This is a genomic window from Pseudomonas sp. S30_BP2TU TE3576, assembly GCF_050436025.1.
Taxonomy (GTDB): Bacteria; Pseudomonadota; Gammaproteobacteria; order Pseudomonadales; family Pseudomonadaceae; genus Aquipseudomonas.
The window spans coordinates 1,885,827-1,911,730 of sequence record NZ_JBNDLK010000001.1 but is presented as its reverse complement, the minus strand read 5'-3'; the positions used below and the strand labels follow the sequence as shown (position 1 = coordinate 1,911,730).

The following is a 25,904-nucleotide window of genomic DNA, read 5'->3' as shown; positions in this document are numbered from 1 at the left end:
GCTGAATTGCGAATCTGCCGCATTTTGCGGCAGTTTGTTTATTGCCAGTTGGAATAAGAAAGGACTTCATGAAACGTCTGCTGCTAACTGCGGTTCTCACCGTATTGATGATCGCCGAAGTTCACGCCGAGTCCTTCACTATCTCTGATATTCGCGTCAATGGCCTCCAGCGGGTCTCCGCGGGTAGCGTCTTTGGTGCTTTGCCGTTGAACGTCGGTGAACAGGCGGATGATCGTCGCCTGGTGGAATCCACTCGTGCTCTGTTCAAAACCGGTTTCTTTCAAGATATCCAGCTGGGCCGCGATGGCAACGTCCTGGTCATTACTGTAGTCGAACGCCCGTCGGTCGCCAGTATCGAGATCGAAGGCAACAAGGCGATCTCTACCGAAGACCTGATGAAAGGCCTCAAGCAATCCGGTCTGGCCGAAGGCGAGATCTTCCAGCGTGCCACCCTTGAAGGCGTGCGTAACGAACTGCAGCGCCAGTACGTCGCCCAGGGTCGCTACTCGGCTACCGTCGATACCGAAGTGGTACCGCAACCGCGTAACCGTGTCGGCCTGAAGGTCAATATCAACGAAGGCACCGTTGCGGCGATCCAGCACATCAACGTAGTGGGTAACACGGTCTTTCCCGATGAAGACCTGATCGACCTGTTCGAACTCAAGACCACCAACTGGTTGTCGTTCTTCAAGAACGACGACAAGTACGCCCGTGAAAAACTGTCCGGTGACCTGGAACGTCTGCGCTCCTACTACCTGGATCGTGGCTATATCAACATGGATATCGCTTCGACCCAGGTATCCATTACGCCGGACAAGAAACACGTCTACATCACCGTAAACGTCAACGAAGGCGAGAAGTACACCGTTCGTGACGTCAAGCTCAGCGGTGACCTGAAAGTCCCTGAAGACCAGGTCAAGTCCCTGCTGCTGGTGCAAAAAGGCCAGGTGTTCTCGCGCAAGCTGATGACCACGACCTCCGAGCTGATCACCCGTCGTCTGGGTAACGAAGGTTATACCTTCGCCAACGTCAACGGCGTGCCTCAACCGCACGATGAAGATCACACCGTAGACATCCTGTTCGCGGTCGATCCGGGCAAGCGTGCTTACGTGAACCGCATCAACTTCCGTGGCAACACCAAGTCCGAAGACGAAGTGCTGCGTCGTGAAATGCGTCAGATGGAAGGCGGCTGGGCTTCGACCTACCTGATCGACCAATCCAAGACCCGTCTGGAACGTCTGGGCTTCTTCAAGGAAGTCAACGTTGAGACTCCGGCCGTGCCGGGTGTCGATGACCAGGTGGACGTCAACTACAGCGTTGAAGAACAAGCCTCCGGTTCGATTACCGCCAGTGTCGGTTTCGCCCAGAGTGCCGGTCTGATTCTCGGTGGTTCGATCACCCAGAACAACTTCCTGGGTACCGGTAACAAGGTCAGTATCGGTTTGACCAAAAGTCAGTACCAGACGCGTTACAACTTCGGTTTTGTAGACCCCTACTGGACTGCAGATGGCGTGAGCCTGGGTTACAACGCCTTCTACCGCACCACCGACTACAATGACCTCGACGTCGATGTAGCGAGTTATGCCGTCGACAGCCTGGGTGCGGGCGTGAGCGTCGGTTACCCGATCAGCGAAACATCGCGTCTGACCTTCGGCCTGAACGCGCAACAGGACAAGATCAAGACCGGCATTTACACCGTTGACGAGATTTTCGACTTCGTTAACAAGGAAGGCGATCAGTACCTGAACTTCAAGGCTTCGGCCGGCTGGTCCGAGTCCACCCTGAACAAGGGTGTGCTCGCCACCCGTGGTCATTCCCAGAGCCTGGTGCTGGAATCCACGGTTCCAGGCAGCGACCTGTCGTTCTTCAAGCTCGACTACCGTGGCCAGCTGTTCCAGCCATTGTCCGAGAACTACACCATGCGCCTGCATACCGAGCTGGGTTATGGCGATGGTTACGGTTCGACCGACGGCTTGCCTTTCTATGAAAACTACTATGCTGGTGGTTTCAACTCGGTACGTGGCTTCAAGGACAGCACTCTGGGACCTCGCAGTACGCCAAGTACAGGCAAGAACCCTGGCACTCAATTCGACCCGGACCAGGATCCACTGCCGTTTGGTGGTAACGTCCTGATTCAGGGTGGTGCGGAAGTATTGTTCCCTATGCCGTTCGTCAAGGATCAGCGTTCCCTGCGGACCTCGGTATTCTGGGATGTGGGTAACGTATTCGACTCGTCTTGCTCGGATACCACAAACGCCGATGGCACGAAGTCCAACACCAAGTGCGACGATATCAGCTTGAGCAACATGGCCAGTTCTGTCGGTGTGGGTGTGACCTGGGTCACCGCACTGGGTCCTCTGAGTTTCGCGTTGGCCATGCCAGTCAAGAAACCGGATAACGCTGAGACTCAAGTGTTCCAATTTTCCCTCGGCCAGACGTTCTAAGCGTCTGACCCAAGATAACGACAATGAATTTTGTAGGAGTGCATCGTGCGTAAGTTGACTCAATTGGTTCTCCTGGCCAGCGTACTGGTCGCTGGTCCGGCATTTGCCGACATGAAAATTGCTGTTCTGAACTATCAGATGGCTCTGCTGGAATCCGACGCGGCCAAGAAATACGCCGTGGATGCCGAGAAAAAGTTCGGTCCTCAGCTGACCAAGCTCAAGACGCTGGAAAGCAGCGCCAAGGGCATTCAGGATCGTCTGATGGCCGGTGGCGACAAAATGCAGCAGGGTGAGCGCGAGCGTCTGGAGCTTGAATTCAAGCAAAAGGCACGTGACTTCCAGTTCCAGTCCAAGGAGCTGAACGAAGCCAAAGCCGTTGCCGACCGCGAAATGCTGAAGCAGCTCAAGCCGAAACTGGACAGCGCTGTGGAAGAAGTCATCAAGAAAGGTGCTTTTGACCTGGTCTTCGAGCGTGGCGCAGTGATTGATGTCAAGCCTCAGTACGACATCACTCGCCAGGTTATCGAGCGCATGAATCAGCTGAAGTAATCCATGACCGTGACCATTAAGCTCGGCCAGTTGGCCGAGTTCCTCGGCGCCACTCTACGTGGCGATCCCGAGAAAGCAATTACTGGGCTAGCCACCTTGCAGGAGGCTGGCCCAGCTCAGTTGAGCTTTCTCGCAAACCCCCAATACCGTAAGTACCTGGCAGGCAGTCAGGCTGCAGCCCTGTTGCTGAAGGCTGCTGATGCCGAAGGTTTTGCCGGTAATGCGCTGGTGGTGCCTGATCCGTATCTGGCCTACGCGCGTGTTTCCCACCTGTTCGATCCAAAGCCGAAAGCGGCTGCCGGTATTCACCCGACAGCCGTTGTGGCCGAGGACGCGGTGGTTGACCCGGCTGCGAGTATTGGTGCTTTTGCGGTGATCGAAAGCGCGGCACGTATTGCTGCCGGTGTGACCATCGGTGCGCATTGCTTCATTGGTGCCCGTTGCGAAATCGGCGAAGGCGGTTGGCTGGCCCCGCGGGTCACGCTGTACCACGACGTGCGCATCGGCAAACGTGTGGTCATTCAGTCAGGTGCCGTGCTCGGCGGCGAAGGTTTCGGTTTTGCCAATGAGAAAGGTGTCTGGCAGAAAATTGCCCAGATCGGTGGTGTGTTAGTCGGTGACGATGTGGAGATTGGCGTGAATACCGCTATAGACCGCGGCGCATTGGCCGATACCGTTCTCGGTAATGGTGTGAAGCTCGACAACCAGATCCAGATCGCCCACAACGTTCAGGTCGGTGATCACACCGCCATGGCCGCCTGTGTCGGGATCTCCGGCAGCACCAAAATCGGCAAGCATTGCATGCTCGCTGGCGGTGTAGGGCTGGTGGGACATATCGAAATTTGCGACAACGTTTTCATCACCGGGATGACCATGGTGACCCACTCGATTACCGAAAAGGGTTCCTATTCTTCCGGTACGGCAATGCAGCCAGCGGCCGAATGGCGCAAAAGCGCGGCTCGTATCCGTCAGCTCGATGACATCGCGCGACGTCTGCGACAGCTGGAAAAGCAGGCAGGGGAAGTGACCCCTGACAGTAATGCTTCATCAGATGGCTGATACCATTTCCATATCAAGTGTGCACAGCCGCTAGACTGCCTCCTTGATTTGCTAGCGGAGCGTGTATCAGTCGCGCGCTCCCAATCTTTACATAGGCTTCCCCCCGAAATGATGGACATCAACGAGATTCGCGAATACCTGCCTCACCGTTACCCGTTCCTGTTGGTGGACCGGGTAGTGGAGCTGGATGTTGAAGGCAAGCGCATTCGCGCCTACAAGAATGTCAGCATCAACGAACCGTTCTTCAATGGTCACTTCCCTGCGCATCCAATCATGCCGGGCGTATTGATCATCGAGGCAATGGCTCAGGCTGCCGGGATCCTTGGTTTCAAAATGCTCGACGTGAAACCGGCCGACGGTACCCTTTATTACTTCGTCGGTTCCGACAAGCTGCGCTTCCGCCAGCCGGTATTGCCGGGCGATCAACTGATCCTTGAAGCCAAATTCATCAGCTGCAAGCGTCAGATCTGGAAATTCGAATGCCAGGCTTCGGTCGATGGCAAGCCGGTCTGCTCCGCCGAAATCATCTGTGCGGAACGCAAACTATGAGTTTGATTGACCCTCGTGCAATCATCGATCCGACAGCCATTCTGGCTGACGGCGTCGAGGTCGGCCCGTGGTCGATCGTCGGCGCAGGTGTGGAAATCGGCGAGGGGACAGTCATCGGGCCGCACGTGATTCTCAAGGGCCCGACCCGAATCGGTAAGCACAATCGCATCTACCAGTTTTCCTCGGTGGGTGAAGACACACCTGACCTGAAGTACAAAGGCGAGGAAACCCGCCTGGTGATCGGTGATCACAACGTTATCCGTGAAGGCGTGACGATTCACCGTGGCACCATCCAGGACCGTTCGGAAACGACCCTGGGCGATCACAACCTGATCATGGCTTATGCCCACATCGGCCACGACAGCGTTATCGGCAACCACTGCATTCTGGTGAACAACACCGCACTGGCGGGCCATGTGCATGTGGAAGACTGGGCAATCCTCTCCGGGTTTACCCTGGTTCACCAGTATTGCCACATTGGCGCCCACAGCTTCTCAGGCATGGGTACGGCAATCGGCAAGGATGTTCCTGCGTATGTCACGGTGTTCGGCAACCCTGCCGAAGCCCGCAGCATGAACTTCGAGGGCATGCGCCGTCGGGGCTTCAGCGAAGATGCGATCCACGCGCTGCGCCGTGCCTACAAGGTGGTTTACCGCCAGGGCCTGACTGTGGAGCAGGCGCTCGCCGAACTGGCCGAGCCGTCGGCCCAGTACCCGGAAGTGGCGGTGTTCCGTGACTCCATCCAGTCTTCGACTCGCGGCATCACCCGCTAATCATGGCCAATCTGCGTATTGCGCTGGTAGCGGGTGAGGCTTCCGGTGACATTCTGGGCGCGGGACTCATGCGTGCGCTCAAGGCTCGTCACCCGGCCGTCGAATTCATAGGTGTTGGCGGTCCGTTGATGCAGGCTGAAGGCCTGACCTCGTATTTCCCGATGGAACGTCTGTCCGTCATGGGGCTGGTGGAAGTCCTGGGCCGCCTGCGCGAGTTGCTGGCGCGGCGCAAAAAACTGGTCGCTGACCTGATTGCCGCCAAGCCCGATGTCTTCATTGGTATCGATGCGCCGGACTTCAACCCTCAATATCGAACTCAAGCTGCGCCAGGCGGGTATCAAGACGGTGCATTACGTCAGCCCGTCGGTCTGGGCCTGGCGACAGAAGCGCGTGCTGAAGATTCGCGAAGGCTGCGACCTGATGCTAACGCTGTTCCCGTTCGAAGCCAGATTTTATGAAGAAAAAGGTGTGCCGGTGCGGTTCGTCGGTCATACCCTGGCCGATGCCATTCCACTCGAAGCCGATCGCGCTGCTGCGCGGGCCGAACTCGGTTTGCCTGACGGGCCACTGGTGGCGTTGATGCCTGGCAGCCGTGGCGGTGAAGTTGGCCGGCTCGGTGCATTGTTTCTCGATACTGCCCAGCGCCTGCGGGCGTTGCGCCCGGGTGTGCGGTTTGTCATGCCTTGCGCCAGTGCGCAACGTCGCGCACAGCTTGAAGAGCTGTTGGCCGGTCGCGATCTGCCATTGACCCTGCTCGATGGACAGTCTCATCTGGCCCTGGCCGCGTGCGATGCAGTGTTGATTGCCTCCGGCACCGCAACGCTTGAAGCGTTGCTGTACAAGCGGCCGATGGTGGTTGCCTACCGTCTGGCGCCGCTGACGTTCTGGATTCTCAAGCGCATGGTGAAAAGCCCCTACATTTCGTTGCCGAACTTGTTGGCTCAGCGTCTGTTGGTGCCCGAGTTGTTGCAGGACGATGCCACGGTCGAAGCGCTGGCCCAGACGTTGTCACCGTTGATCGAAGGCGGAGAAGAGCAGACCCGTGGCTTTGACGAGATTCACCGGACCCTGCGTCTGGATGCCTCCAACCAGGCTGCGGACGCAGTGCTGAACCTGATCGGCCAAGACAAATGAGTAAAACGAACATGCAGATGGGGCTGGATTTCACCTTGGTCGCTGAAGTCGAAGCGTTGGTTGCCGGTGTCGATGAAGTCGGTCGCGGCCCGCTTTGTGGCGCGGTGGTGACAGCAGCGGTGATCCTTGATCCGAACCGCCCGATCCTCGGCCTGAACGACTCGAAGAAACTCACCGAAGCCCGTCGCGAAAAGCTCTACGACGAAATCTGCGAAAAAGCCCTGAGCTGGTGCATCGCTCGCGCCGAAGTCGAAGAAATCGACGAACTGAATATCCTGCACGCCACCATGTTGGCCATGCAGCGTGCGGTCGCCGGGCTGCACATCCAGCCGAAACTGGCGATGATTGACGGTAACCGTTGCCCGAAACTGCCGATGCGCTCCGAAGCTGTGGTGAAGGGCGATAGCAAGGTCCCAGCCATCGCCGCTGCATCGATTCTGGCCAAGGTCAGTCGTGATCGCGAAATGGCTGCGTTCGAGTTGATCTACCCCGGCTACGGCATCGGTGGTCACAAGGGCTACCCGACCCCCGTTCATCTGGAAGCGCTCGCGCGTCTTGGCCCTACGCCGATTCACCGGCGTTCGTTTGCCCCAGTGCGTCTGGCTTACGAGGCTCGGGAAGGTCTCGTCGAGAGTTAGTCGCGAGGCTGATTTTTTTTACCAAGGCCCGGTACAATCCGGGCCTTGTTGTTTTCAAGTTCACAGACAGGATCACTATGCCGGCTTCATTCGTTCACCTACGCCTGCACACTGAATACTCCCTGGTCGACGGTCTGGTGCGGATCAAACCGCTGGTCAAGACCCTGGTCGGCATGAACATGCCTGCCGTAGCGGTCACCGACCAGAACAACATGTGTTCCCTGGTCAAATTCTATAAAGCCGCCATGGGTGCCGGGATCAAGCCGATCTGCGGCGCCGACCTGTGGCTGTCGAACAAGGATCCGGACAACCCGCTGAGCCGGATCAGCCTGCTGGTGATGAACGCCGAAGGCTATCGCAACCTCACCGAGCTGATTTCCCGCGGCTTTATCGAGGGTCAGCGCAATGGCGCGATCATCATCGAGCGCGAATGGGTGGCCGAAGCCAGCGCCGGCCTGATCATGTTGTCGGCGGCCAAAGAAGGCGAGATCGGCCAGGCCATGCTCAGCGGCAACCCGGCGGAAGCGGAAACCCTGGCCCGCGAATGGATGGAAGTGTTTCCGGATCGTTTCTATCTGGAAATCCAGCGCACCAACCGCCCCAACGATGAAGAACAGTTGCACGGCGCCGTGGCGCTGGCCGAGAAGCTCGGTGCGCCACTGGTGGCGACCAACGACGTACGCTTCATCAAGCAGGAAGACTTCGCTGCCCACGAAACCCGTGTCTGCATCGGTGAGGGCCGTGCCCTCGACGATCCGCGGCGTTCGAAGAATTACAGCGATCAGCAGTACCTCAAAAGCGCCGAGGAAATGGCCGAGCTGTTCAGCGACATTCCCGAAGCGCTGGAAAACACCGTCGAGATCGCCAAGCGCTGCAACATCGAAGTGAAGCTGGGCACGCACTTCCTGCCCAACTTCCCGATCCCCGATGGCATGACCATCGACGAGTACTTCCGCAAGGTGTCCTTCGATGGCCTGGAAGAGCGCCTTGCTGTTCTGCTGCCCAAGGACACCACCGAAGACTACGAGGCCAAGCGTCAGGTCTATGTCGACCGGCTGAACTTCGAGCTGGATATCATCATCCAGATGGGCTTCCCCGGTTACTTCCTGATCGTGATGGACTTTATCCAGTGGGCCAAGAACAACGGCGTACCGGTGGGACCTGGCCGTGGGTCGGGTGCCGGGTCGCTGGTGGCCTATGTGCAGAAGATCACCGACCTTGATCCGCTGGAATATGACCTGCTGTTCGAACGTTTCCTTAACCCGGAACGGGTATCGATGCCCGACTTCGACGTCGACTTCTGCATGGACGGTCGTGACCGGGTGATCGACTACGTGGCCGAGAAATACGGCCGCAACGCGGTAAGCCAGATCATCACTTTCGGTTCCATGGCCGCCAAGGCTGTGGTCCGCGATGTGGCGCGGGTGCAGGGCAAGTCCTATGGCCTGGCGGATCGTCTGTCGAAGATGATTCCGTTCGAAGTGGGCATGACCCTGGAGAAGGCCTACGAGCAGGAAGAAATCCTCCGTGACTTCATCAAGGTCGATGAAGAAGCCGCGGAAATCTGGGAGATGGCCCGCAAGCTCGAAGGTGTTGTGCGTAACGTCGGCAAGCACGCCGGTGGTGTGGTTATCGCGCCGACCAAGCTGACCGACTTTTCGCCGATCTACTGCGACGAAGCCGGTGACGGCCTGGTAACCCAGTTCGACAAGGATGACGTTGAAGCTGCCGGTCTGGTGAAGTTCGACTTCCTCGGCCTGCGGACCCTGACGATCATCGACTGGGCGCTGAAAACCATCAACCGCGACCGTGCCAAGGTCAACGAACCGCCGCTGGATATCGCGTTCATCCCGCTGGACGACAAACCGACCTACACCCTGCTGCAAAAAGCCGAAACCACGGCAGTGTTCCAGCTTGAATCCCGCGGCATGAAAGAGCTGATCAAAAAGCTCAAGCCCGACTGCCTGGAAGATTTGATCGCACTGGTGGCACTGTTCCGTCCGGGCCCGCTGCAATCGGGCATGGTGGACGACTTCATCAACCGCAAGCACGGTCGCGCCGAGCTGGCCTATCCGCACTCGGACTACCAGTACGAAGGCCTCAAACCCGTACTGGCTCCGACTTACGGCATCATCCTGTACCAGGAACAGGTGATGCAGATTGCCCAGGTCATGGCCGGTTACACCCTCGGTGGTGCGGACATGCTGCGTCGGGCCATGGGTAAGAAAAAACCCGAGGAAATGGCCAAGCAGCGCGGCGGTTTCATTGAAGGTTGCGCGACCAACAATATCGACGCGGACCTCGCCGGTAACATCTTCGACCTGGTGGAAAAGTTCGCCGGTTACGGTTTCAACAAATCCCACTCCGCCGCCTATGGCCTGGTGTCGTACCAGACCGCGTGGCTGAAGGCGCACTACCCGGCGCCGTTCATGGCCGCGGTACTCTCGGCGGATATGCACAACACCGACAAGGTCGTGACCTTGATCGAAGAAGTGCGGACCATGAAGCTGCGTCTCGACGCGCCGGACGTAAACACCTCCGAATTCAAGTTCACGGTGAACGACGAAGGCCGGATCATCTACGGCCTGGGCGCCATCAAGGGCGTGGGTGAGGGGCCGGTCGAGGCAATCACCGAGGCGCGTCTGGCCGGTCCGTTCAAGGATCTGTTCGATTTCTGTGCCCGGGTCGACCTCAAGCGTATCAACAAGCGCACCCTCGACGGTTTGATCCGCAGCGGTGCCCTGGATCGCCTCGGGCCGTATTTCCACGATGAGCAGAAAGCCTACCAGGCCAACATTGACCGCAATCGCGCGGTGCTGCTGACGGCCATGGAAGAAGCGATCAAGGCGGCCGAACAAACCGCGCGCACCCAGGACAGTGGTCACTCCGACCTGTTCGGCGGTCTGTTTGTCGAAGAAGATGCCGACGTCTACGCCAATCACCGCAAGGCCAAGGAACTGACCCTCAAGGAACGCCTGAAAGGGGAGAAAGACACCCTCGGCCTGTACCTGACCGGTCACCCGATTGACGAATATGAAGGTGAAATCCGTCGCTTCGCCCGTCAACGCATCATTGATCTGAAACCGGCGCGTGATACCCAGACCGTTGCCGGGATGATCATCGCCTTGCGGGTGATGAAGAACAAAAAGGGCGACAAGATGGGGTTCATCACCCTCGACGACCGCTCCGGACGGATCGAGGCCTCGCTGTTTTCCGAGGCGTTCCATGCTGCGCAGTCGCTGTTGCAGACCGACGCGATGGTGGTGGTCGAAGGCGAGGTCAGCAATGACGACTTCTCTGGTGGCCTGAAGTTGCGGGTCAAGCGGGTGATGAGCATGGAAGATGCGCGCACCAATCTGGCCGAAAGCCTGCGCCTGAAGCTGCATGCCAAGGACCTCAAAGGTGATCAGCTACGCTGGCTGGGTGAGCTGTTGAAGCGTCATCGCGGTGCGTGCCCGATCACCATGGACTACACCAGCCCTGATGCAAAGGCCCTGTTGCAGTTCGGCGAAGGCTGGCGAATCGATCCGGCGGATGCCTTGATTCAAGCCCTGCGTGACCAGTTCGGGCGAGACAACGTCTTCCTCCAATACCGTTGACGGTCAGTGCTTTCAGATTGCCCTGACCTTGACCTGAATTTTTAATCTCGACCTCAACGCGCCTCTCCCTTAAGGTAGGGCGCGAATAGACAACCGGCCGGCCCAAGATCCCTTGGACGTCGACCCAAGACGGACGCCTATGAACCCGAATTTTCTAGATTTCGAACAGCCGATCGCCGACCTGCAAGCCAAGATCGAAGAGTTGCGCTTGGTCGGTAATGACAATTCGCTGAATATCGGCGATGAGATCTCCCGCCTGCAGGACAAGAGCAAAACGCTGACCGAAGACATTTTCGGCAAGCTGACCAGCTGGCAGATCGCACGTCTGGCACGTCACCCGAAACGTCCGTATACCCTGGACTACATCGAACACATCTTTACCGAGTTCGACGAGTTGCACGGTGACCGCCACTTCTCCGACGACGCTGCGATCGTTGGCGGTATTGCCCGTCTGGACGACCAGCCGGTGATGGTCATCGGTCACCAGAAGGGCCGTGAAGTGCGCGAGAAGGTTCGCCGCAACTTCGGTATGCCGCGTCCGGAAGGCTACCGCAAGGCATGCCGCCTGATGGAAATGGCCGAACGTTTCAAAATGCCGATCCTGACCTTTATCGACACCCCGGGCGCTTACCCTGGCATCGACGCCGAAGAGCGTAACCAGAGCGAAGCGATTGCCTGGAACCTGCGTGTCATGGCCCGCCTGAAAACCCCAATCATCGCCACTGTAATCGGTGAGGGTGGTTCCGGTGGTGCACTGGCGATCGGTGTCTGCGACCAGTTGAACATGCTGCAGTACTCGACCTACGCGGTGATCTCGCCGGAAGGTTGTGCTTCGATTCTGTGGAAAACCGCCGAGAAAGCACCGGATGCCGCAGAAGCGATGGGCATCACCGCCGAGCGCCTCAAGGGTCTGGGTATCGTGGACAAGGTGATTGGCGAGCCATTGGGTGGCGCGCACCGTGATCCGGGCGCTGCAGCTGCATCGATCCGCGCCGAGCTGAGCTCGCAACTGGCGATGCTGAAGAAGTTCGATAACGACGCGCTGCTGGCCCGTCGTTATGAACGTCTGATGAGCTACGGCCTGTAATCAGCTCTCGCTGTACCCATGTGTGGGAGCGGGCTTGCTCGCGAAAGCGGTATAACAGTCAACGGGTGCGTTGAATGTTGAAACGCTTTCGCGAGCAAGCCCGCTCCCACATTTGATTTGTGCAAAGGGAAAGATATGGATCGGCCCGCGCTTGATTTGCCTTTCAGGCTTTTGCTGAATCTGAAACCGTGGCGCAATGCTGCGACCTGGCGCGTCGCCTTCTCCGGCGGCCTGGACTCCACCGTCCTGCTGCATCTGCTCGTACACCTCGCAAAAACCGAATCCCTGCCGGCGCTGAGCGCCATCCATGTTCATCACGGCCTTCAAGCTGTGGCCGACGCGTGGCCGGAACATTGTCGTTCTGTGTGCGCTGCGCTGGGCGTCCCGTTGCGGATCGTTCGGGTGCAGGTGCAGCCCGGTGCCAGTCTGGAGCGTGCGGCGCGGGACGCGCGTTATCACACGTTCGCCGAAGTGACTGGGCCCGGTGATGTGCTGCTGACGGCCCAGCACCGCGACGATCAGGCGGAAACCCTGCTGTTTCGTTTGTTGCGCGGAGCGGGCGTGCGCGGATTGTCCGGGATGCCGCGTCAGCGTTCATTGGGCAAGGGGCATCTGCTGCGGCCACTGCTTGATGTCACGCGGGCTGAGCTCGAGGCCTATGCCAGTGCGCATGGTTTGAGCTGGATCGAAGATCCCTCGAACCAGGATCGGCAGTACTCGCGCAATTACCTGCGTCATCAAGTCTTGCCTGTGCTGGTTCAGCGCTGGCCACAAGCGGTGGCGACCATGGCTCGCAGCGCGGCGCATTTGACTGAAGCGCAGGGGTTGCTCGAAGAACTGGCCGAAATGGATTTACGTGAGGCCAGTTCTGTCAGTGAATTCGACTGGCTGGGATTGCGCTCCCTTGAACTGGCGCCGCTTGCGCAATTGTCTGATGCCCGACAGCGCAATGCCTTGAGTCATTGGCTCGAACCGCTGACCCGCCTGCCGGACACTGACCATTGGTCGGGTTGGGCGGATTTGCGCGACGCCACCGGCGATGCCTGCCCGGTGTGGCGGCTGGCCGATGGCGAACTGCATCGGGCGGGCGGGCGGATCTGGTGGCTGTCCGGCCGCTGGTTGCGTCCTCTGCCTGTCGCCGGGGCGTGGCAGGACCCGGCTGCACCGCTGGCAATTGCGGACAACGGCGTGCTTTCGCTCACCGGGCAAATCCCTGATGGCCCGCTGCATATCCGCTATCGTGAAGGGGGAGAGGTCATGGCTTTGCCGGGCCGCGGCCATCGGGACTTGAAACGTTTGCTCAATGAAAGTGGTGTACCGTCCTTTGTACGCGGCAGATTGCCGCTGCTCTACAAAGGCGACCAATTGCTGGCAGTGGCGAACCTTAAAGGACTCGACGGTAGTACGAGCGGCGACTGGTATTTGCATTGGCAACCACTGAACGAAGATCAAGGTTTGAGCTGAAAGGGGCTTTCCGGTAGACTACGCTCCCTTCTTGATACAACTTCTGTGGATTCGCCTGAATTGCAGGAGTTGCCGATTACCAAGCAGTCTTTGCTGGGCGATTCCAAAAAATGTGTAGCGAGCAACGAACCGGTGATTCATTTTCCGGTCTGTCCCAACGCGGCGGTTTTTTTGAAAGGTGCACTGTGATTAATGCAGGTGATCGGGGGCTTCGGCCTTCCTTCGCTTTCCCCGGCGGCTCGGACCGCTTTAACGCAGACTTCTAGGGTTTTTCATGACGCGCTACATATTCGTCACGGGCGGTGTTGTTTCTTCATTGGGGAAAGGCATTGCATCGGCATCATTGGCGGCCATCCTGGAGGCGCGGGGACTTAAGGTCACCATGCTGAAGCTGGACCCGTACATCAACGTCGACCCGGGCACCATGAGCCCGTTCCAGCACGGTGAAGTGTTCGTCACCCACGACGGCGCCGAGACCGACCTGGACCTGGGTCACTACGAGCGGTTTATCCGCACGACCATGACCCAGAACAACAACTTCACCACCGGCCGTGTCTACGAACACGTCCTGCGCAAAGAGCGCCGTGGTGACTACCTGGGTGCAACTATCCAGGTGATCCCGCACATCACCGACGAAATCAAGCGCCGCATCATCAAGGGTGCCGGCGACGCTGACGTGGCCATGGTCGAGATCGGCGGCACCGTGGGTGACATCGAGTCGCAACCGTTCCTCGAGGCGATCCGCCAACTGCGTTTCGAAGTCGGCGCCAAGCGTGCGATGCTGATGCACCTGACACTGGTGCCGTACATCGCCACTGCCGGCGAAACCAAAACCAAGCCAACCCAGCACTCGGTCAAGGAACTGCGTTCCATCGGCCTGCAACCGGACGTGCTGGTGTGCCGCTCCGACCACCCGATCGATATTTCCTCGCGTCGCAAGATCGCTCAGTTCACCAACGTTGAAGAGCGTGCGGTGATCGGCCTGGAAGACGCCGACACCATCTACAAGATCCCGGGCATCCTGCACTCCCAGGGCCTGGACGATTTCGTCGTCGAGCGTTTCGGCCTGCAATGCGGCGGTGCCGATCTGTCCGAGTGGGAAGCCGTGGTCGACGCCAAGCTCAACCCTGAGCACGAAGTCACCATCGCCATGGTCGGCAAGTACATGGAGCTGCTGGACGCCTACAAGTCGCTGATCGAAGCGATGAGTCACGCCGGCATCAGCAACCGTACCAAGGTCAACCTGCGCTACATCGACTCCGAAGACATCGAGAACCAAGGCACCGCGCTGCTGGAAGGCGTCGACGCAATCCTGGTGCCTGGTGGCTTCGGTCTGCGTGGCGTTGAAGGCAAGATCACCGCCGTTCAATACGCTCGCGAAAACAAGGTTCCATACCTGGGTATCTGCCTGGGCATGCAAGTGGCCGTTATCGAGTTCGCCCGTAACGTGATGGGCTGGAAAGATGCCAACTCCACCGAGTTCGATCGTGCAAGCGGTCACCCGGTCGTGGGTCTGATCACCGAGTGGGAAGATGCTACCGGTGCTGTCGAAACCCGTACCGAAACCTCCGATCTGGGTGGCACCATGCGTCTGGGCGCGCAGGATTGCCTGCTGGAGCCGGGTTCCCTGGTTCATGGTTGCTACGGCAAGGATGTGATTGTCGAGCGTCATCGTCATCGCTACGAAGTGAACAACAACCTGCTGCCGCAAATCATGGAGGCCGGTTTGAAAATCTCCGGTCGTTCCGGTGATGGCGCACTGGTTGAAGTGGTTGAAGCTCCGGATCATCCATGGTTCGTCGCTTGCCAGTTCCACCCTGAGTTCACCTCGACGCCGCGTGACGGTCACCCGCTGTTCAGCGGTTTCGTCAAGGCAGCGTTGGCTCAACACCAGAAGAAGGCGTAACCCCGATGGCACAGAAGATCATCCGCGTCGGCGACATCGAGATTGCCAACGACAAACCCATGGTGCTGTTCGGCGGCATGAACGTGCTGGAAAGCCGTGACATGGCCATGCAGGTTTGCGAAGAGTATGTGAAGGTCACCGAAAAGCTCGGTATCCCTTATGTGTTCAAGGCCAGTTTCGACAAGGCCAACCGGTCTTCTGTGACCTCCTATCGTGGTCCTGGCCTGGAAGAAGGCATGCGCATCTTCCAGGACATCAAACAAGCCTTCGGCGTGCCGGTCATCACCGACGTCCACGAGCCTGACCAGGCTGCGGTCGTCGCTGAAGTCTGCGACATCATCCAGTTGCCGGCCTTCCTGTCGCGTCAGACCGACCTCGTGGTCGCGATGGCCAAAACGGGCGCAGTGATCAACATCAAGAAAGCCCAGTTCCTCGCCCCTCAGGAAATGAAGCACATCCTGAACAAATGCGTGGAAGCGGGTAACGATCAGTTGATCCTCTGCGAGCGTGGTTCGAGCTTCGGCTACAACAACCTGGTCGTCGACATGCTCGGCTTCGGCATCATGAAGCAGTTCGAGTACCCGGTGTTCTTCGACGTGACCCACGCGCTGCAAATGCCTGGCGGTCGTTCCGATTCCGCCGGCGGTCGTCGCGCACAGGTCACCGACCTGGCGAAGGCCGGCATGAGCCAGTCGCTGGCCGGCCTGTTCCTGGAAGCCCACCCGGATCCGGACAACGCCAAATGCGACGGTCCTTGCGCTTTGCGCCTGGACAAACTGGAGCCATTCCTGGCCCAGCTCAAAGCTTTGGACGAACTGGTGAAGAGTTTTCCGACGGTAGAAACCGCGTAATCCTCAATTCTCCGGTAAAGTACCGCACGATTTAACGCCCAGGCCCTCGGGCCTGAGCCTTGTCGTCTGCAAGACTGCCCGCTGCATCTCGCTTGCCGACGATCAAAGATTTCCTACAGCTGCGTCGTTTTCGTCAACTTTGGAGTGTTTACAACAATGGCTAAAATCGTCGACATCAAAGGTCGTGAAGTTCTCGACTCCCGTGGCAATCCCACCGTGGAAGCGGACGTGCTTCTCGACAACGGCATCATCGGCAGTGCCTGCGCGCCGTCCGGTGCTTCCACTGGCTCGCGTGAAGCGCTCGAGCTGCGTGATGGCGACAAGAGCCGTTACCTGGGCAAGGGTGTTCTGAAGGCCGTAGCCAACATCAACGGTCCGATCAAAAACCTGTTGAAAGGCATGGACCCAAGCGACCAGAAAGCGCTCGATCTGGCAATGATCAAGCTCGACGGTACTGAAAACAAAGGTTCCCTGGGTGCCAACGCAATCCTCGCCGTTTCCCTGGCCGCGGCCAAGGCAGCAGCACAGGACCAGGACCTGCCGCTGTACGCTCACATCGCTAATCTGAACGGCACCCCGGGTGTTTACTCGATGCCGGTTCCGATGATGAACATCATCAACGGCGGCGAGCACGCCGATAACAACGTCGACATCCAGGAATTCATGGTTCAGCCGGTTGGCGCCAAGTCTTTCTCGGAAGGTCTGCGCATGGGCACCGAGATTTTCCACCACCTCAAAGCCGTGCTGAAGGCTCGTGGCCTGAGCACTGCCGTCGGTGACGAAGGTGGTTTCGCGCCGAACCTGGCTTCCAACGAAGACGCCTTGAAAGTGATCTCCGAAGCCGTGGCCAACGCCGGTTACAAGCTGGGCACCGACGTGACCCTGGCTCTGGACTGCGCAGCCAGCGAATTCTACGAAGACGGCAAGTACAACCTGTCCGGCGAAGGCCAGGTGTTCACCGCCGAAGGTTTCGCTGACTACCTCAAAGGCCTGACCGAGCGTTACCCGATCATCTCCATCGAAGATGGCCTGGACGAGTCCGACTGGGCTGGCTGGAAAATCCTCACCGACAAGATCGGCGAGAAGACCCAACTGGTAGGCGACGACCTGTTCGTAACCAACACCAAGATCCTGAAAGAAGGCATCGACAAAAAGATCGCCAACTCGATTCTGATCAAGTTCAACCAGATCGGCACCCTGACCGAAACCCTGGAAGCCATCCAGATGGCCAAGGCTGCCGGTTACACTGCCGTAATCTCGCACCGCTCCGGCGAAACCGAAGATTCGACCATTGCCGACCTGGCCGTGGGCACCTCGGCTGGCCAGATCAAGACCGGCTCCCTGTGCCGTTCCGACCGCGTTTCCAAGTACAACCAACTGCTGCGTATCGAAGAGCAGTTGAACGGCAAAGCCAAGTACAACGGCCGCAGCGAATTCCGCGGTTGATATAAAAAAGACACCGGATTGTGTCGAAAAAATCGCTACAGCGACGTTTTTGCCACTAATCTGATGCCTTATAAGCACAAGCCTGGTTCTTCCAGGCTTCGTGCTATCAGAAGCTTCACGTTTGGCATGGCTGTCTTTTTTCACTGGATACCTGATATTCGATGCGCAGTCCCAATTGGTTGTTCCTCATTCTGCTTTTGTTGCTGGCTGGCCTGCAGTACCGCCTGTGGGTGGGAAATGGCAGTCTGGCGCAAGTGGCCGAGTTGACGCAGCAGATTGCGGATCAGCAAGCTGAGAACCAGGCATTGCTGGAGCGCAACCGGGTAATGGACGCCGAAGTCAGTGAGTTGAAAAAGGGCATGGAGACCGTTGAAGAGCGGGCTCGCCATGAGCTGGGCATGGTCAAGGACGGTGAAACCCTTTACCAGTTGGCGCAATGAACCAGACGTTACCGGCCTTCTGGGCCGTGATTCCTGCCGCGGGCGTCGGTGCCCGTATGGCCGCGGACCGTCCCAAGCAATACTTGCAACTGGGCGGGCGCACTATTCTCGAACACAGCCTTGGCTGTTTCCTTGATCATCCTGGCCTGAAGGGCCTGGTGGTCAGTGTTGCTGTTGACGATCCTTATTGGCCGAACCTGGCGTGTGCCAGTGATCCGCGTATTGTCCGGGTCGAGGGCGGCGCCGAGCGCTCCGGGTCGGTGCTCAATGCCTTGCTGCATTTGCACGCGCAGGGCGCCGATGATGAGGATTGGGTATTGGTCCACGATGCCGCGCGGCCGAATCTCAGTCGCGACGATCTGGACAAGTTATTGGCTGAGCTGGCTGACGACCCTGTCGGCGGACTGCTGGCGGTTCCGGCACGGGATACGCTCAAACGGGTCGACAAGCACGGTCGTGTGCTCGAAACCGTGGATCGCAGTGTGATCTGGCAGGCCTACACGCCGCAGATGTTTCGCCTTGGGGCATTGCATCGGGCGTTGGCGGACAGCCTGGTGGCGGATGCCGTTATTACCGACGAAGCTTCGGCCATGGAGTGGGCCGGTTCGGCACCACGCCTGATCGAAGGGCGGTCCGATAACCTCAAGGTGACGCGTCCCGAAGATCTTGAATGGTTGAGGCAGCGTTGGGCTAATCGTCACTAAGTTGTGCGGCAATCAACTTTGAGACTGCGTCGCGCCTTTCGCGAGCAAGCCCGCTCCCACATTTGACCGGTGTTGCCCGCAATTTTTGTGAGCAAGACTGTTCCCCTGTGGGAGCGGGCTTGCTCGCGAAAGCGCCGTTTCAGTCAGCCAATCTGTCACTGAGAAACTCTGGTGGTTCTAACCCCGATACTCTGGCCTTTCAGCCAACCCTTCCTTCAAGTAATCCACCAGCTTGCGCACCTTCGGCGATAAATGCCGCTGCTGCGGGTACAGCGCCCAAACCGCCGTGTTCGGCGGTTGATGCGCCTCCAGCAACGAAATCAACGCACCGCTCTTCAAATGTTCCAGCACGTAATAGTCCGGCAACTGACACAACCCTACGCCTTGTAGCGCGGCATCCAGCACCGCTTGCCCACTGTTGCAGCGCCAGTTTCCCTGCACCCTTTGCGAAAATTCCCGCCCGTTCTGCTCCAGTTGCCAGAGGTCCGAGCTGCCGATCAGGCAGTTGTGACGACTGAGTTCCGAAAGACTGTGCGGCCGACCGTAGCGCTCAAGGTAAGCAGGTGATGCGCAGAGATACATACGCCGCGGTGCGAGGCGGGTGGCGACCAGCCGTGAATCCTGCAAGCGCCCGAGGCGGATCGCCAGATCGAGGCCGTCGTGTACCAGGTCGAGTTGCCGGTTGGTCAATTCGATATCGATGCGTAATTGCGGGTACAGCCCCATGAAACGCGTCACCAGCGGCACGATGAAGCGCTCGCCATATGCCACGGCGCAGGTCATGCGCAGCATGCCTTTGGGTTCGCTGGTCAGGTCGCCGACCGCTCGCAATGCTTCTTCCCGCCCATCCTGCAAGCGCTGACAATGTTGCAGGAAGGTTTGCCCGGCTTCGGTCAGCGTGACCCGGCGGGTGCTGCGATACAGCAAACGGGTTTGCAGGCGCTCTTCGAGGCGTACGATTTGTCGACTGATATGGGAGGAAGAAACCCCCAAACGTTCCGCAGCCGCGGTGAACTGGTTGCACTCGGCAACGGCGACAAACTCGTCGATCCCTTCCCAGCGATTTTCGGACATGAAGGATTATCCCTGTACAGCAATAATATTTTGCATTTGCCTCGATTATTCATCGTTGAGCCATGTATTACACTCCCTGTCTCGTTTTTATTCACTGGAGATTCACCATGATCAAGTCGCGCGCTGCCGTTGCCTTTGAGGCCAAGAAGCCTCTTGAAATCGTTGAAGTCGATGTCGCCATGCCGAAGGCGGGTGAAGTGTTGCTGCGTGTGGTGGCCTCCGGTGTTTGCCATACCGATGCCTACACACTGTCCGGCGCAGATCCGGAAGGCATCTTTCCGTCGATCCTCGGCCACGAAGGTGGTGCGATCGTGGAAGCCATCGGCGAGGGCGTGACGTCCGTTGCGGTGGGCGATCATGTGATCCCGCTGTATACCCCGGAATGCCGCCAGTGCAAATTCTGTCTGTCAGGCAAAACCAACCTCTGCCAGGCGATTCGCGCGACCCAGGGCAAAGGTCTGATGCCGGACGGCACGACTCGTTTTTCCTACAAGGGTCAGCCGATTTTCCACTACATGGGTACTTCCACGTTTTCCGAGTACACCGTGCTTCCGGAAATCTCCGTGGCGAAAATCGCCAAGCAAGCGCCACTGGAAAAAGTCTGCCTGCTGGGCTGCGGCGTCACCACCGGCATCGGTGCGGTACTCAATACTGCCAAGGTGAAACCGGGTGACACCGTGGCCATTTTCGGCCTCGGCGGCATTGGTTTGTCCGCTGTCATCGGCGCCGTGAAAGCCAAGGCTGCGCGGATCATCGCCATCGACATCAACCCGGCGAAATTCGAGATCGCCAAGCAACTGGGTGCAACCGACTGCGTGAACCCGAAAGACTTCGATCGCCCGATCCAGGAAGTCATCGTCGACATGACCGATGGCGGCGTCGATTTTTCCTTCGAGTGCATCGGCAACGTGCAACTGATGCGTGCCGCGCTGGAGTGCTGCCACAAGGGTTGGGGCGAGTCAGTGATCATCGGTGTTGCCGGTGCTGGTCAGGAAATCTCCACCCGTCCGTTCCAGCTGGTTACCGGCCGCGTCTGGCGCGGTTCGGCGTTCGGTGGCGTGCGTGGCCGCACCGAGTTGCCGAGCTATGTAGAAATGGCCGAGACCGGCGAGATTCCGCTGGATACCTTCATCACCCACACCATGGGCCTGGAAGATATCAACAAGGCGTTTGACCTGATGCATGAAGGAAAAAGCATCCGTTCCGTCATCCATTTCTGAGGTCTGTCATGAGTCTGGAAAACATCTCCTGTCAGAAAAGTTTTGGCGGCTGGCACAAACGCTATCGCCATCGCTCGGAAGTGCTCGGTTGCGACATGGTGTTCGCCGTCTACCTGCCGCCACAGGCGGAGCAGGGTGGCAAGCTGCCGGTGTTGTACTGGTTGTCCGGCCTGACCTGCACCGACGAGAACTTCATGCAGAAGGCCGGCGCCATGCGCATGGCCGCTGAGTTGGGGCTGATCATCGTCGCGCCGGACACCAGTCCTCGCGGTCCCGATGTGCCGGGCGATCCGGATGGCGCCTGGGACTTCGGTCTCGGCGCCGGTTTTTACCTGAATGCCACCCAGGAACCGTGGTCGCGACACTATCGGATGCATGACTATGTCGTGCAGGAATTGCCGGCATTGGTCGAAGCCCATTTCCCGGCGTCGGACAGACGCGGCATCAGCGGCCATTCCATGGGTGGTCACGGCGCGCTGGTCTGCGCTTTGCGCAATCCAGGGCGTTATCTGTCGGTGTCGGCGTTCTCGCCAATCAACAATCCGATGGATTGCCCGTGGGGGCAGAAAGCCTTTTCCCGCTATCTGGGAGAAGACCGTTCGAAATGGCGCGAATGGGATGCCTGTGCATTGATTGCCGAGGCCGATGAAAAGCTGCCGCTGCTGGTCGACCAGGGTGATCGCGACGATTTTCTCGCCACCCAGCTCAAGCCTGAAGCCTTGCAACAGGCGACCAAACTGGCCGGTCACCCGCTGACGTTGCGCCTGCAACCGGGCTATGACCACAGCTATTTCTTCATCGCCAGTTTCATCGAAGAGCACTTGCGGCATCACGCGCATGCTCTGGTTGGCTAATGCAGGTAGAATCACGCCCTGACAAAAATCGGGGCGTTTTTTTATGCGTATTGGCCACGGCTATGATGTGCACCGTTTCGCTGAAGGCGATTTCATCACTCTGGGCGGCGTGCGTATTGCACACAGCTTCGGGTTGCTCGCGCACTCTGACGGTGACGTCCTCCTGCACGCCTTGAGCGATGCCTTGCTCGGCGCTGCGGCGCTGGGCGACATCGGCAAGCATTTCCCGGATACCGACCCGCAATTCAAGGGCGCCGACAGCCGTGCGCTGTTGCGTCACGTCGTCGCACTGGTCCATGCCAAAGGCTGGAAAGTCGGCAACGTCGACAACACCATCGTCGCCCAGGCGCCGAAAATGGCCCCGCATATCGAATCGATGCGCGCGCTGATTGCCGCGGATCTTCAAGTAGAGTTGGATCAAGTGAACGTGAAAGCTACCACCACCGAAAAGCTCGGCTTTGTCGGTCGCGAAGAAGGCATTGCCGTGCATTCCGTTGCCTTGTTGCTGCGCGCATGAACGAACTGCAATTGCTCGGCCCGCGGGCTTACGGTGAGGCCCTCGGCACGGCGGTACTGAAAGCGATCGCGGAAGATTTCCAGGTCGACGAAGTCCTCGACATTCCCCTCAGTGGCGAAGGCGAACACCTGTGGATCTGGGTGGAAAAGCGCGGCCTGAATACGGAAGAAGCTGCGAGGCGGATTGCCAAGGCTGCGGGCGTGCCATTGCGCACCGTCAGTTATGCCGGGCTCAAGGACCGTCAGGCGTTGACTCGCCAGTGGTTCAGCGTGCAATTGCCGGGCAAGGCCGACCCTGATCTGTCAGCCGCGGAAAACGATACGCTGAAGATCCTCAAGACCGCCCGCCACAAGCGCAAACTGCAACGCGGTGCGCATTCGGCAAACGGTTTTACGTTGCGCCTGACTCAATTCGCCGGCGACAAGTCTGCGCTTGAAGAGCGTCTGCAACTGATCGCCAAACAAGGCATCCCCAATTATTTCGGCGCTCAGCGTTTCGGCCATGACGGCGGCAATGTGGTCGATGCTCGCGCCTGGGCCGCGCGCAAGGCCTTGCCGGAGCAGCGCAACGTGCGCTCGCGGCTGCTCTCCACTGCGCGCAGTTTTCTGTTCAATCAGGTGTTGGCCGCGCGTGTCGCCGATGGCACCTGGCAGCGTGCCCAGGTAGGCGATCTGTTGGCGTTCACTGACAGCCGCAGCTTTTTCCCGGCAGGTGAGGCCGAGTGCAGCGACCCGCGCCTGGCGATTCTCGATCTGCACCCGACCGGTCCGCAGTGGGGCGAAGGTGACTCGCCGGCCACGGGCGCTGTCCATGAACTGGAGCAGGCCATCGCCGCACGCGAAGCGGATTTGCGTGATTGGTTGATCAACGCCGGTATGAGCCACGAACGTCGCATCCTGCGGCTGCCCATTGGCGGGTTGACGTGGCATTATCCCGAGCCTGACATTCTGCAACTGGAATTCGTCCTGCCGGCCGGATGCTTCGCCACCGTATTGGTGCGCGAGCTTGTTGATCTGGTGCCGGTGGGGCAGACGGACAGCCCATGCGTATTCTGATTTCTAACGACGATGGGGTAACCGCACCCGGTCTCGCCGCGCTTTATGCTGCGCTGGCGGATTACACCGAATGCGTGGTTATCGCCCCGGACCAGGACAAAAGCGGCGCCAGCAGTTCGCTGACGCTCGATCGTCCGTTGCACCCGCAAACCCTGGCCAACGGCTTTATCAGCCTCAATGGCACGCCAACCGATTGCGTGCACCTGGGCCTCAACGGCCTGCTGGAGCGCGAAGCGGACATGGTGGTTTCCGGTATCAACCTGGGCGCAAACCTGGGGGACGATGTGCTGTATTCCGGTACGGTGGCGGCGGCCCTTGAGGGGCGTTTCCTGAAACACCCTTCGTTTGCCTTTTCGCTGGTCTCACGCCAGGTAGAGAACCTTCCCACAGCTGCCTATTTCGCGCGCAAACTGGTTGAAGCCCATGCTGACCTGGATCTGCCACCGCGTACGGTACTGAACGTGAACATTCCCAATTTGCCGCTGGACCGTATCCGCGGTATCCAGTTGACTCGCCTGGGCCATCGCGCCCGTGCCGCGGCACCGATGAAAGTGGTGGATCCGCGGGGCAAGTCCGGTTACTGGATCGCGGCGGCCGGAGATGCCGAAGACGGTGGCCCGGGGACCGATTTCCATGCGGTGATGCAGGGTTATGTGTCGATCACGCCGCTGCAACTGGATCGCACGTTCAATGATGCCTTCAGAAGTCTGGACGGTTGGCTGGAGGGGCTGCGCTAATGAGTCGCGAACAAGACGATATGCTGCGTCGTGGCATCGGCATGACCTCCCAGCGAACCCGGGAGCGGCTCATCCAGCGCTTGTATGAAGAAGGCATCTCCAACGCCAGGGTGCTGGAGGTCATTCGCCGGACCCCGCGTCACCTGTTCGTCGACGAAGCGCTGGCGCACCGTGCCTATGAAGACACGGCGCTGCCGATCGGTAACAACCAGACCATCTCCCAGCCTTATATGGTGGCGCGCATGAGCGAGCTGCTGCTGGAGGCCGGTCCCCTCGACAAGGTGCTGGAGATCGGCACCGGGTCGGGCTATCAGACGGCGGTCCTGTCGCAACTGGTCGAGCGCGTGTTCTCGGTCGAGCGCATCAAGGTTCTGCAGGATCGGGCAAAGGAACGCCTGGTCGAACTGAACCTGCGCAACGTGGTGTTCCGCTGGGGCGATGGCTGGGAGGGCTGGCCGGCACTGGCGCCCTACAACGGGATTATCGTCACTGCAGGGGCGACCGATGTGCCCCAGGCATTGCTTGATCAGTTGGCACCGGGAGGGCGAATGGTGATCCCGGTCGGGGCCGGCGAAGTCCAGCAATTGATGCTGATCATCCGCGAGGAACAGGGTTTTTCCAGGCATGTTCTGGGGGCTGTGCGCTTCGTGCCATTGCTCAATGGGCCACTGGCCTGAGCATTTGTTTTGGCACGCTGAATTCTCTTCGATTGCCTTTGTCTTACAGCGGCATCGTTCAGTTGAACGGGATTCATCGTCAGACAGCAAACGTGTGCGCGACACCGATTCGCCGCATTAAAGGTAAAGCGTGCACGGCCCGTTATACTTGCGACAGTTCATGCCGGACTCCGGTATTTCACATTTCAGCCACCACAGAGGGAGCGGCGGGTGAGTCTCACAGTCATTGCGCAGCGTATGAGTAAAACGAGCTTTCAGCGCCTGGTGACTGGCCTTGTCTTGAGCACCTTGCTGGTCGGTTGTTCCAGCAACAAATCCAGCGATGTACGTGTCCTGGACCGCAACAATGCTGCGGCCCAGCGTCCGGCCGTGACCACGGGACAATACGTCGTTCGTCCCAAGGACACCCTGTTCTCCATCGCCTTCCGTTACGGCTGGGACTACAAGGCGCTGGCGGCACGTAACAACATTGCCGCGCCTTACACCATCCATCCGGGTCAGACGATTCGCTTTGATGGACGTACCGATTCAACGTCCACGGCGGTGGTCAGTTCTTCCAGTTCAACACCTTCGTCGTCGAGTAAAACCACGGTCATCCGTCGTCCGGTAAACGGTTCGACCACTAGCACAACGACGGTTGTACCGTCCGTCGCCAACAAGCCGGCACCCGCTCCCTTGCCCCCTCCCGGGCCAGCCCCGACCGGCTGGGGATGGCCATCTAATGGCATTCTGATCGGGAAATTCTCTTCAAACGGTAGTTTGAATAAAGGAATTGATATCGCCGGAGATTTGGGACAGCCTGTTTTAGCTGCGTCTGATGGGACGGTGGTATATGCCGGGAGTGGCTTAAGGGGCTACGGCGAATTGGTAATCATCAAACACAGCGAAACCTACGTAAGTGCCTACGGACATAACCGCAGGCTGTTGGTTCGGGAGGGGCAGCAGGTCAAGGTTGGACAGTCAATTGCCGAAATGGGGTCAACGGGTACAGACCGGGTGAAACTGCATTTTGAGATTCGCCGCCAAGGTAAACCTGTAGATCCGCTGCAATTCCTGCCACGTCGTTGATCGCTTACCAGCCTGTTCCGTCGCGTAGAGGGGACAGGCTCCAGCGTTGCCAGGGATAA

Annotated in this window: 22 protein-coding genes and 1 pseudogene; 22 read left to right on the top strand and 1 reads right to left on the bottom strand. The window is 58.7% G+C overall.

Annotated elements, in window-relative coordinates:
* The first annotated feature begins 68 nt into the window (after positions 1 to 68).
* The 15 genes and pseudogenes from bamA (at position 69) to ispD (ending at position 18,643) form a co-directional block, all read left to right on the top strand.
* Positions 69 to 2,444, top strand: a complete 2,376-nt coding sequence (gene bamA / locus ABIA48_RS08750; protein WP_310056714.1) for an outer membrane protein assembly factor BamA — start codon at positions 69 to 71, stop codon at positions 2,442 to 2,444.
* Positions 2,445 to 2,489: 45 nt separating this feature from the next.
* Positions 2,490 to 2,993, top strand: coding sequence for an OmpH family outer membrane protein (locus tag ABIA48_RS08745; protein ID WP_007990260.1), 504 nt, complete (start codon positions 2,490 to 2,492; stop codon positions 2,991 to 2,993).
* 3 nt (positions 2,994 to 2,996) lie between these two features.
* Positions 2,997 to 4,052, top strand: a complete 1,056-nt coding sequence (lpxD, locus tag ABIA48_RS08740; RefSeq protein WP_007990258.1) for a UDP-3-O-(3-hydroxymyristoyl)glucosamine N-acyltransferase — start codon at positions 2,997 to 2,999, stop codon at positions 4,050 to 4,052.
* A 108-nt stretch (positions 4,053 to 4,160) separates the two neighbouring features.
* Positions 4,161 to 4,601, top strand: coding sequence for a 3-hydroxyacyl-ACP dehydratase FabZ (gene fabZ / locus ABIA48_RS08735; protein ID WP_007978374.1), 441 nt, complete (start codon positions 4,161 to 4,163; stop codon positions 4,599 to 4,601).
* Complete coding sequence (gene lpxA, locus ABIA48_RS08730) at positions 4,598 to 5,374, top strand: acyl-ACP--UDP-N-acetylglucosamine O-acyltransferase (RefSeq protein WP_007978373.1); 777 nt, start codon at positions 4,598 to 4,600, stop codon at positions 5,372 to 5,374. Before fabZ ends, lpxA begins: the two co-directional genes overlap by 4 nt.
* A gap of 2 nt (positions 5,375 to 5,376) precedes the next feature.
* Positions 5,377 to 6,508, top strand: a pseudogene (gene lpxB / locus ABIA48_RS08725) (lipid-A-disaccharide synthase).
* An 11-nt stretch (positions 6,509 to 6,519) separates the two neighbouring features.
* Positions 6,520 to 7,146 carry a ribonuclease HII gene (rnhB, locus tag ABIA48_RS08720; RefSeq protein WP_429492823.1) on the top strand — a complete coding sequence of 209 codons (627 nt, stop codon included), beginning with the start codon at positions 6,520 to 6,522 and terminating at the stop codon, positions 7,144 to 7,146.
* 77 nt (positions 7,147 to 7,223) lie between these two features.
* The gene (dnaE, locus tag ABIA48_RS08715; protein WP_429487949.1) at positions 7,224 to 10,745 is read left to right on the top strand and encodes a DNA polymerase III subunit alpha; all 3,522 of its coding nucleotides are present in this window, start codon (positions 7,224 to 7,226) and stop codon (positions 10,743 to 10,745) included.
* 139 nt (positions 10,746 to 10,884) lie between these two features.
* Positions 10,885 to 11,832 (top strand): acetyl-CoA carboxylase carboxyltransferase subunit alpha, encoded by a 948-nt coding sequence (locus ABIA48_RS08710; protein WP_429487947.1) that lies wholly within the window; start codon positions 10,885 to 10,887, stop codon positions 11,830 to 11,832.
* Positions 11,833 to 11,967: 135 nt separating this feature from the next.
* Entirely contained in the window at positions 11,968 to 13,296 is a 1,329-nt protein-coding gene (gene tilS / locus ABIA48_RS08705; protein WP_429487946.1) for a tRNA lysidine(34) synthetase TilS, read from the top strand.
* 274 nt (positions 13,297 to 13,570) lie between these two features.
* Positions 13,571 to 15,202: a CTP synthase gene (locus ABIA48_RS08700; protein WP_008019781.1), complete on the top strand. Its 1,632-nt coding sequence runs from the start codon at positions 13,571 to 13,573 to the stop codon at positions 15,200 to 15,202.
* A gap of 5 nt (positions 15,203 to 15,207) precedes the next feature.
* Positions 15,208 to 16,053 (top strand): 3-deoxy-8-phosphooctulonate synthase, encoded by an 846-nt coding sequence (kdsA, locus tag ABIA48_RS08695; RefSeq protein ID WP_007970708.1) that lies wholly within the window; start codon positions 15,208 to 15,210, stop codon positions 16,051 to 16,053.
* Between the two features lie 156 nt (positions 16,054 to 16,209).
* Positions 16,210 to 17,499 (top strand): phosphopyruvate hydratase, encoded by a 1,290-nt coding sequence (gene eno / locus ABIA48_RS08690; RefSeq protein WP_429487943.1) that lies wholly within the window; start codon positions 16,210 to 16,212, stop codon positions 17,497 to 17,499.
* A 161-nt stretch (positions 17,500 to 17,660) separates the two neighbouring features.
* Positions 17,661 to 17,939: a cell division protein FtsB gene (ftsB, locus tag ABIA48_RS08685; RefSeq protein ID WP_007970710.1), complete on the top strand. Its 279-nt coding sequence runs from the start codon at positions 17,661 to 17,663 to the stop codon at positions 17,937 to 17,939.
* On the top strand, positions 17,936 to 18,643 hold the full coding sequence (gene ispD, locus ABIA48_RS08680) for a 2-C-methyl-D-erythritol 4-phosphate cytidylyltransferase (RefSeq protein ID WP_429487940.1): 708 nt from the start codon (positions 17,936 to 17,938) through the stop codon (positions 18,641 to 18,643). The genes ftsB and ispD overlap by 4 nt, the downstream gene beginning before the upstream one ends.
* A 177-nt stretch (positions 18,644 to 18,820) precedes the next feature.
* Here the strand turns inward: ispD and ABIA48_RS08675 are convergent, their stop codons facing one another.
* Positions 18,821 to 19,717: a LysR substrate-binding domain-containing protein gene (locus ABIA48_RS08675; RefSeq protein ID WP_429487938.1), complete on the bottom strand. Its 897-nt coding sequence runs from the start codon at positions 19,715 to 19,717 to the stop codon at positions 18,821 to 18,823.
* Between the two features lie 107 nt (positions 19,718 to 19,824).
* Here ABIA48_RS08675 and ABIA48_RS08670 point away from each other — a divergent pair, with 107 nt between their 5' ends.
* From ABIA48_RS08670 to ABIA48_RS08640, 7 genes are all read left to right on the top strand, one after another.
* Positions 19,825 to 20,937, top strand: a complete 1,113-nt coding sequence (locus ABIA48_RS08670; protein ID WP_007990237.1) for an S-(hydroxymethyl)glutathione dehydrogenase/class III alcohol dehydrogenase — start codon at positions 19,825 to 19,827, stop codon at positions 20,935 to 20,937.
* A gap of 8 nt (positions 20,938 to 20,945) precedes the next feature.
* Positions 20,946 to 21,791 carry an S-formylglutathione hydrolase gene (gene fghA / locus ABIA48_RS08665; RefSeq protein ID WP_429487936.1) on the top strand — a complete coding sequence of 282 codons (846 nt, stop codon included), beginning with the start codon at positions 20,946 to 20,948 and terminating at the stop codon, positions 21,789 to 21,791.
* Positions 21,792 to 21,834: 43 nt separating this feature from the next.
* The gene (ispF, locus tag ABIA48_RS08660) at positions 21,835 to 22,308 is read left to right on the top strand and encodes a 2-C-methyl-D-erythritol 2,4-cyclodiphosphate synthase (protein WP_007970721.1); all 474 of its coding nucleotides are present in this window, start codon (positions 21,835 to 21,837) and stop codon (positions 22,306 to 22,308) included.
* Positions 22,305 to 23,363, top strand: a complete 1,059-nt coding sequence (truD, locus tag ABIA48_RS08655) for a tRNA pseudouridine(13) synthase TruD (protein WP_007990233.1) — start codon at positions 22,305 to 22,307, stop codon at positions 23,361 to 23,363. Before ispF ends, truD begins: the two co-directional genes overlap by 4 nt.
* A complete protein-coding gene (gene surE / locus ABIA48_RS08650; protein ID WP_007996928.1) occupies positions 23,351 to 24,100 on the top strand; it encodes a 5'/3'-nucleotidase SurE in 750 nt (249 codons plus the stop codon). The genes truD and surE overlap by 13 nt, the downstream gene beginning before the upstream one ends.
* Before the next feature lie 41 nt (positions 24,101 to 24,141).
* Positions 24,142 to 24,777 carry a protein-L-isoaspartate(D-aspartate) O-methyltransferase gene (locus tag ABIA48_RS08645; protein ID WP_177318984.1) on the top strand — a complete coding sequence of 212 codons (636 nt, stop codon included), beginning with the start codon at positions 24,142 to 24,144 and terminating at the stop codon, positions 24,775 to 24,777.
* A gap of 210 nt (positions 24,778 to 24,987) precedes the next feature.
* Complete coding sequence (locus tag ABIA48_RS08640) at positions 24,988 to 25,845, top strand: peptidoglycan DD-metalloendopeptidase family protein (RefSeq protein ID WP_007990227.1); 858 nt, start codon at positions 24,988 to 24,990, stop codon at positions 25,843 to 25,845.
* Positions 25,846 to 25,904 lie beyond the last annotated feature (59 nt).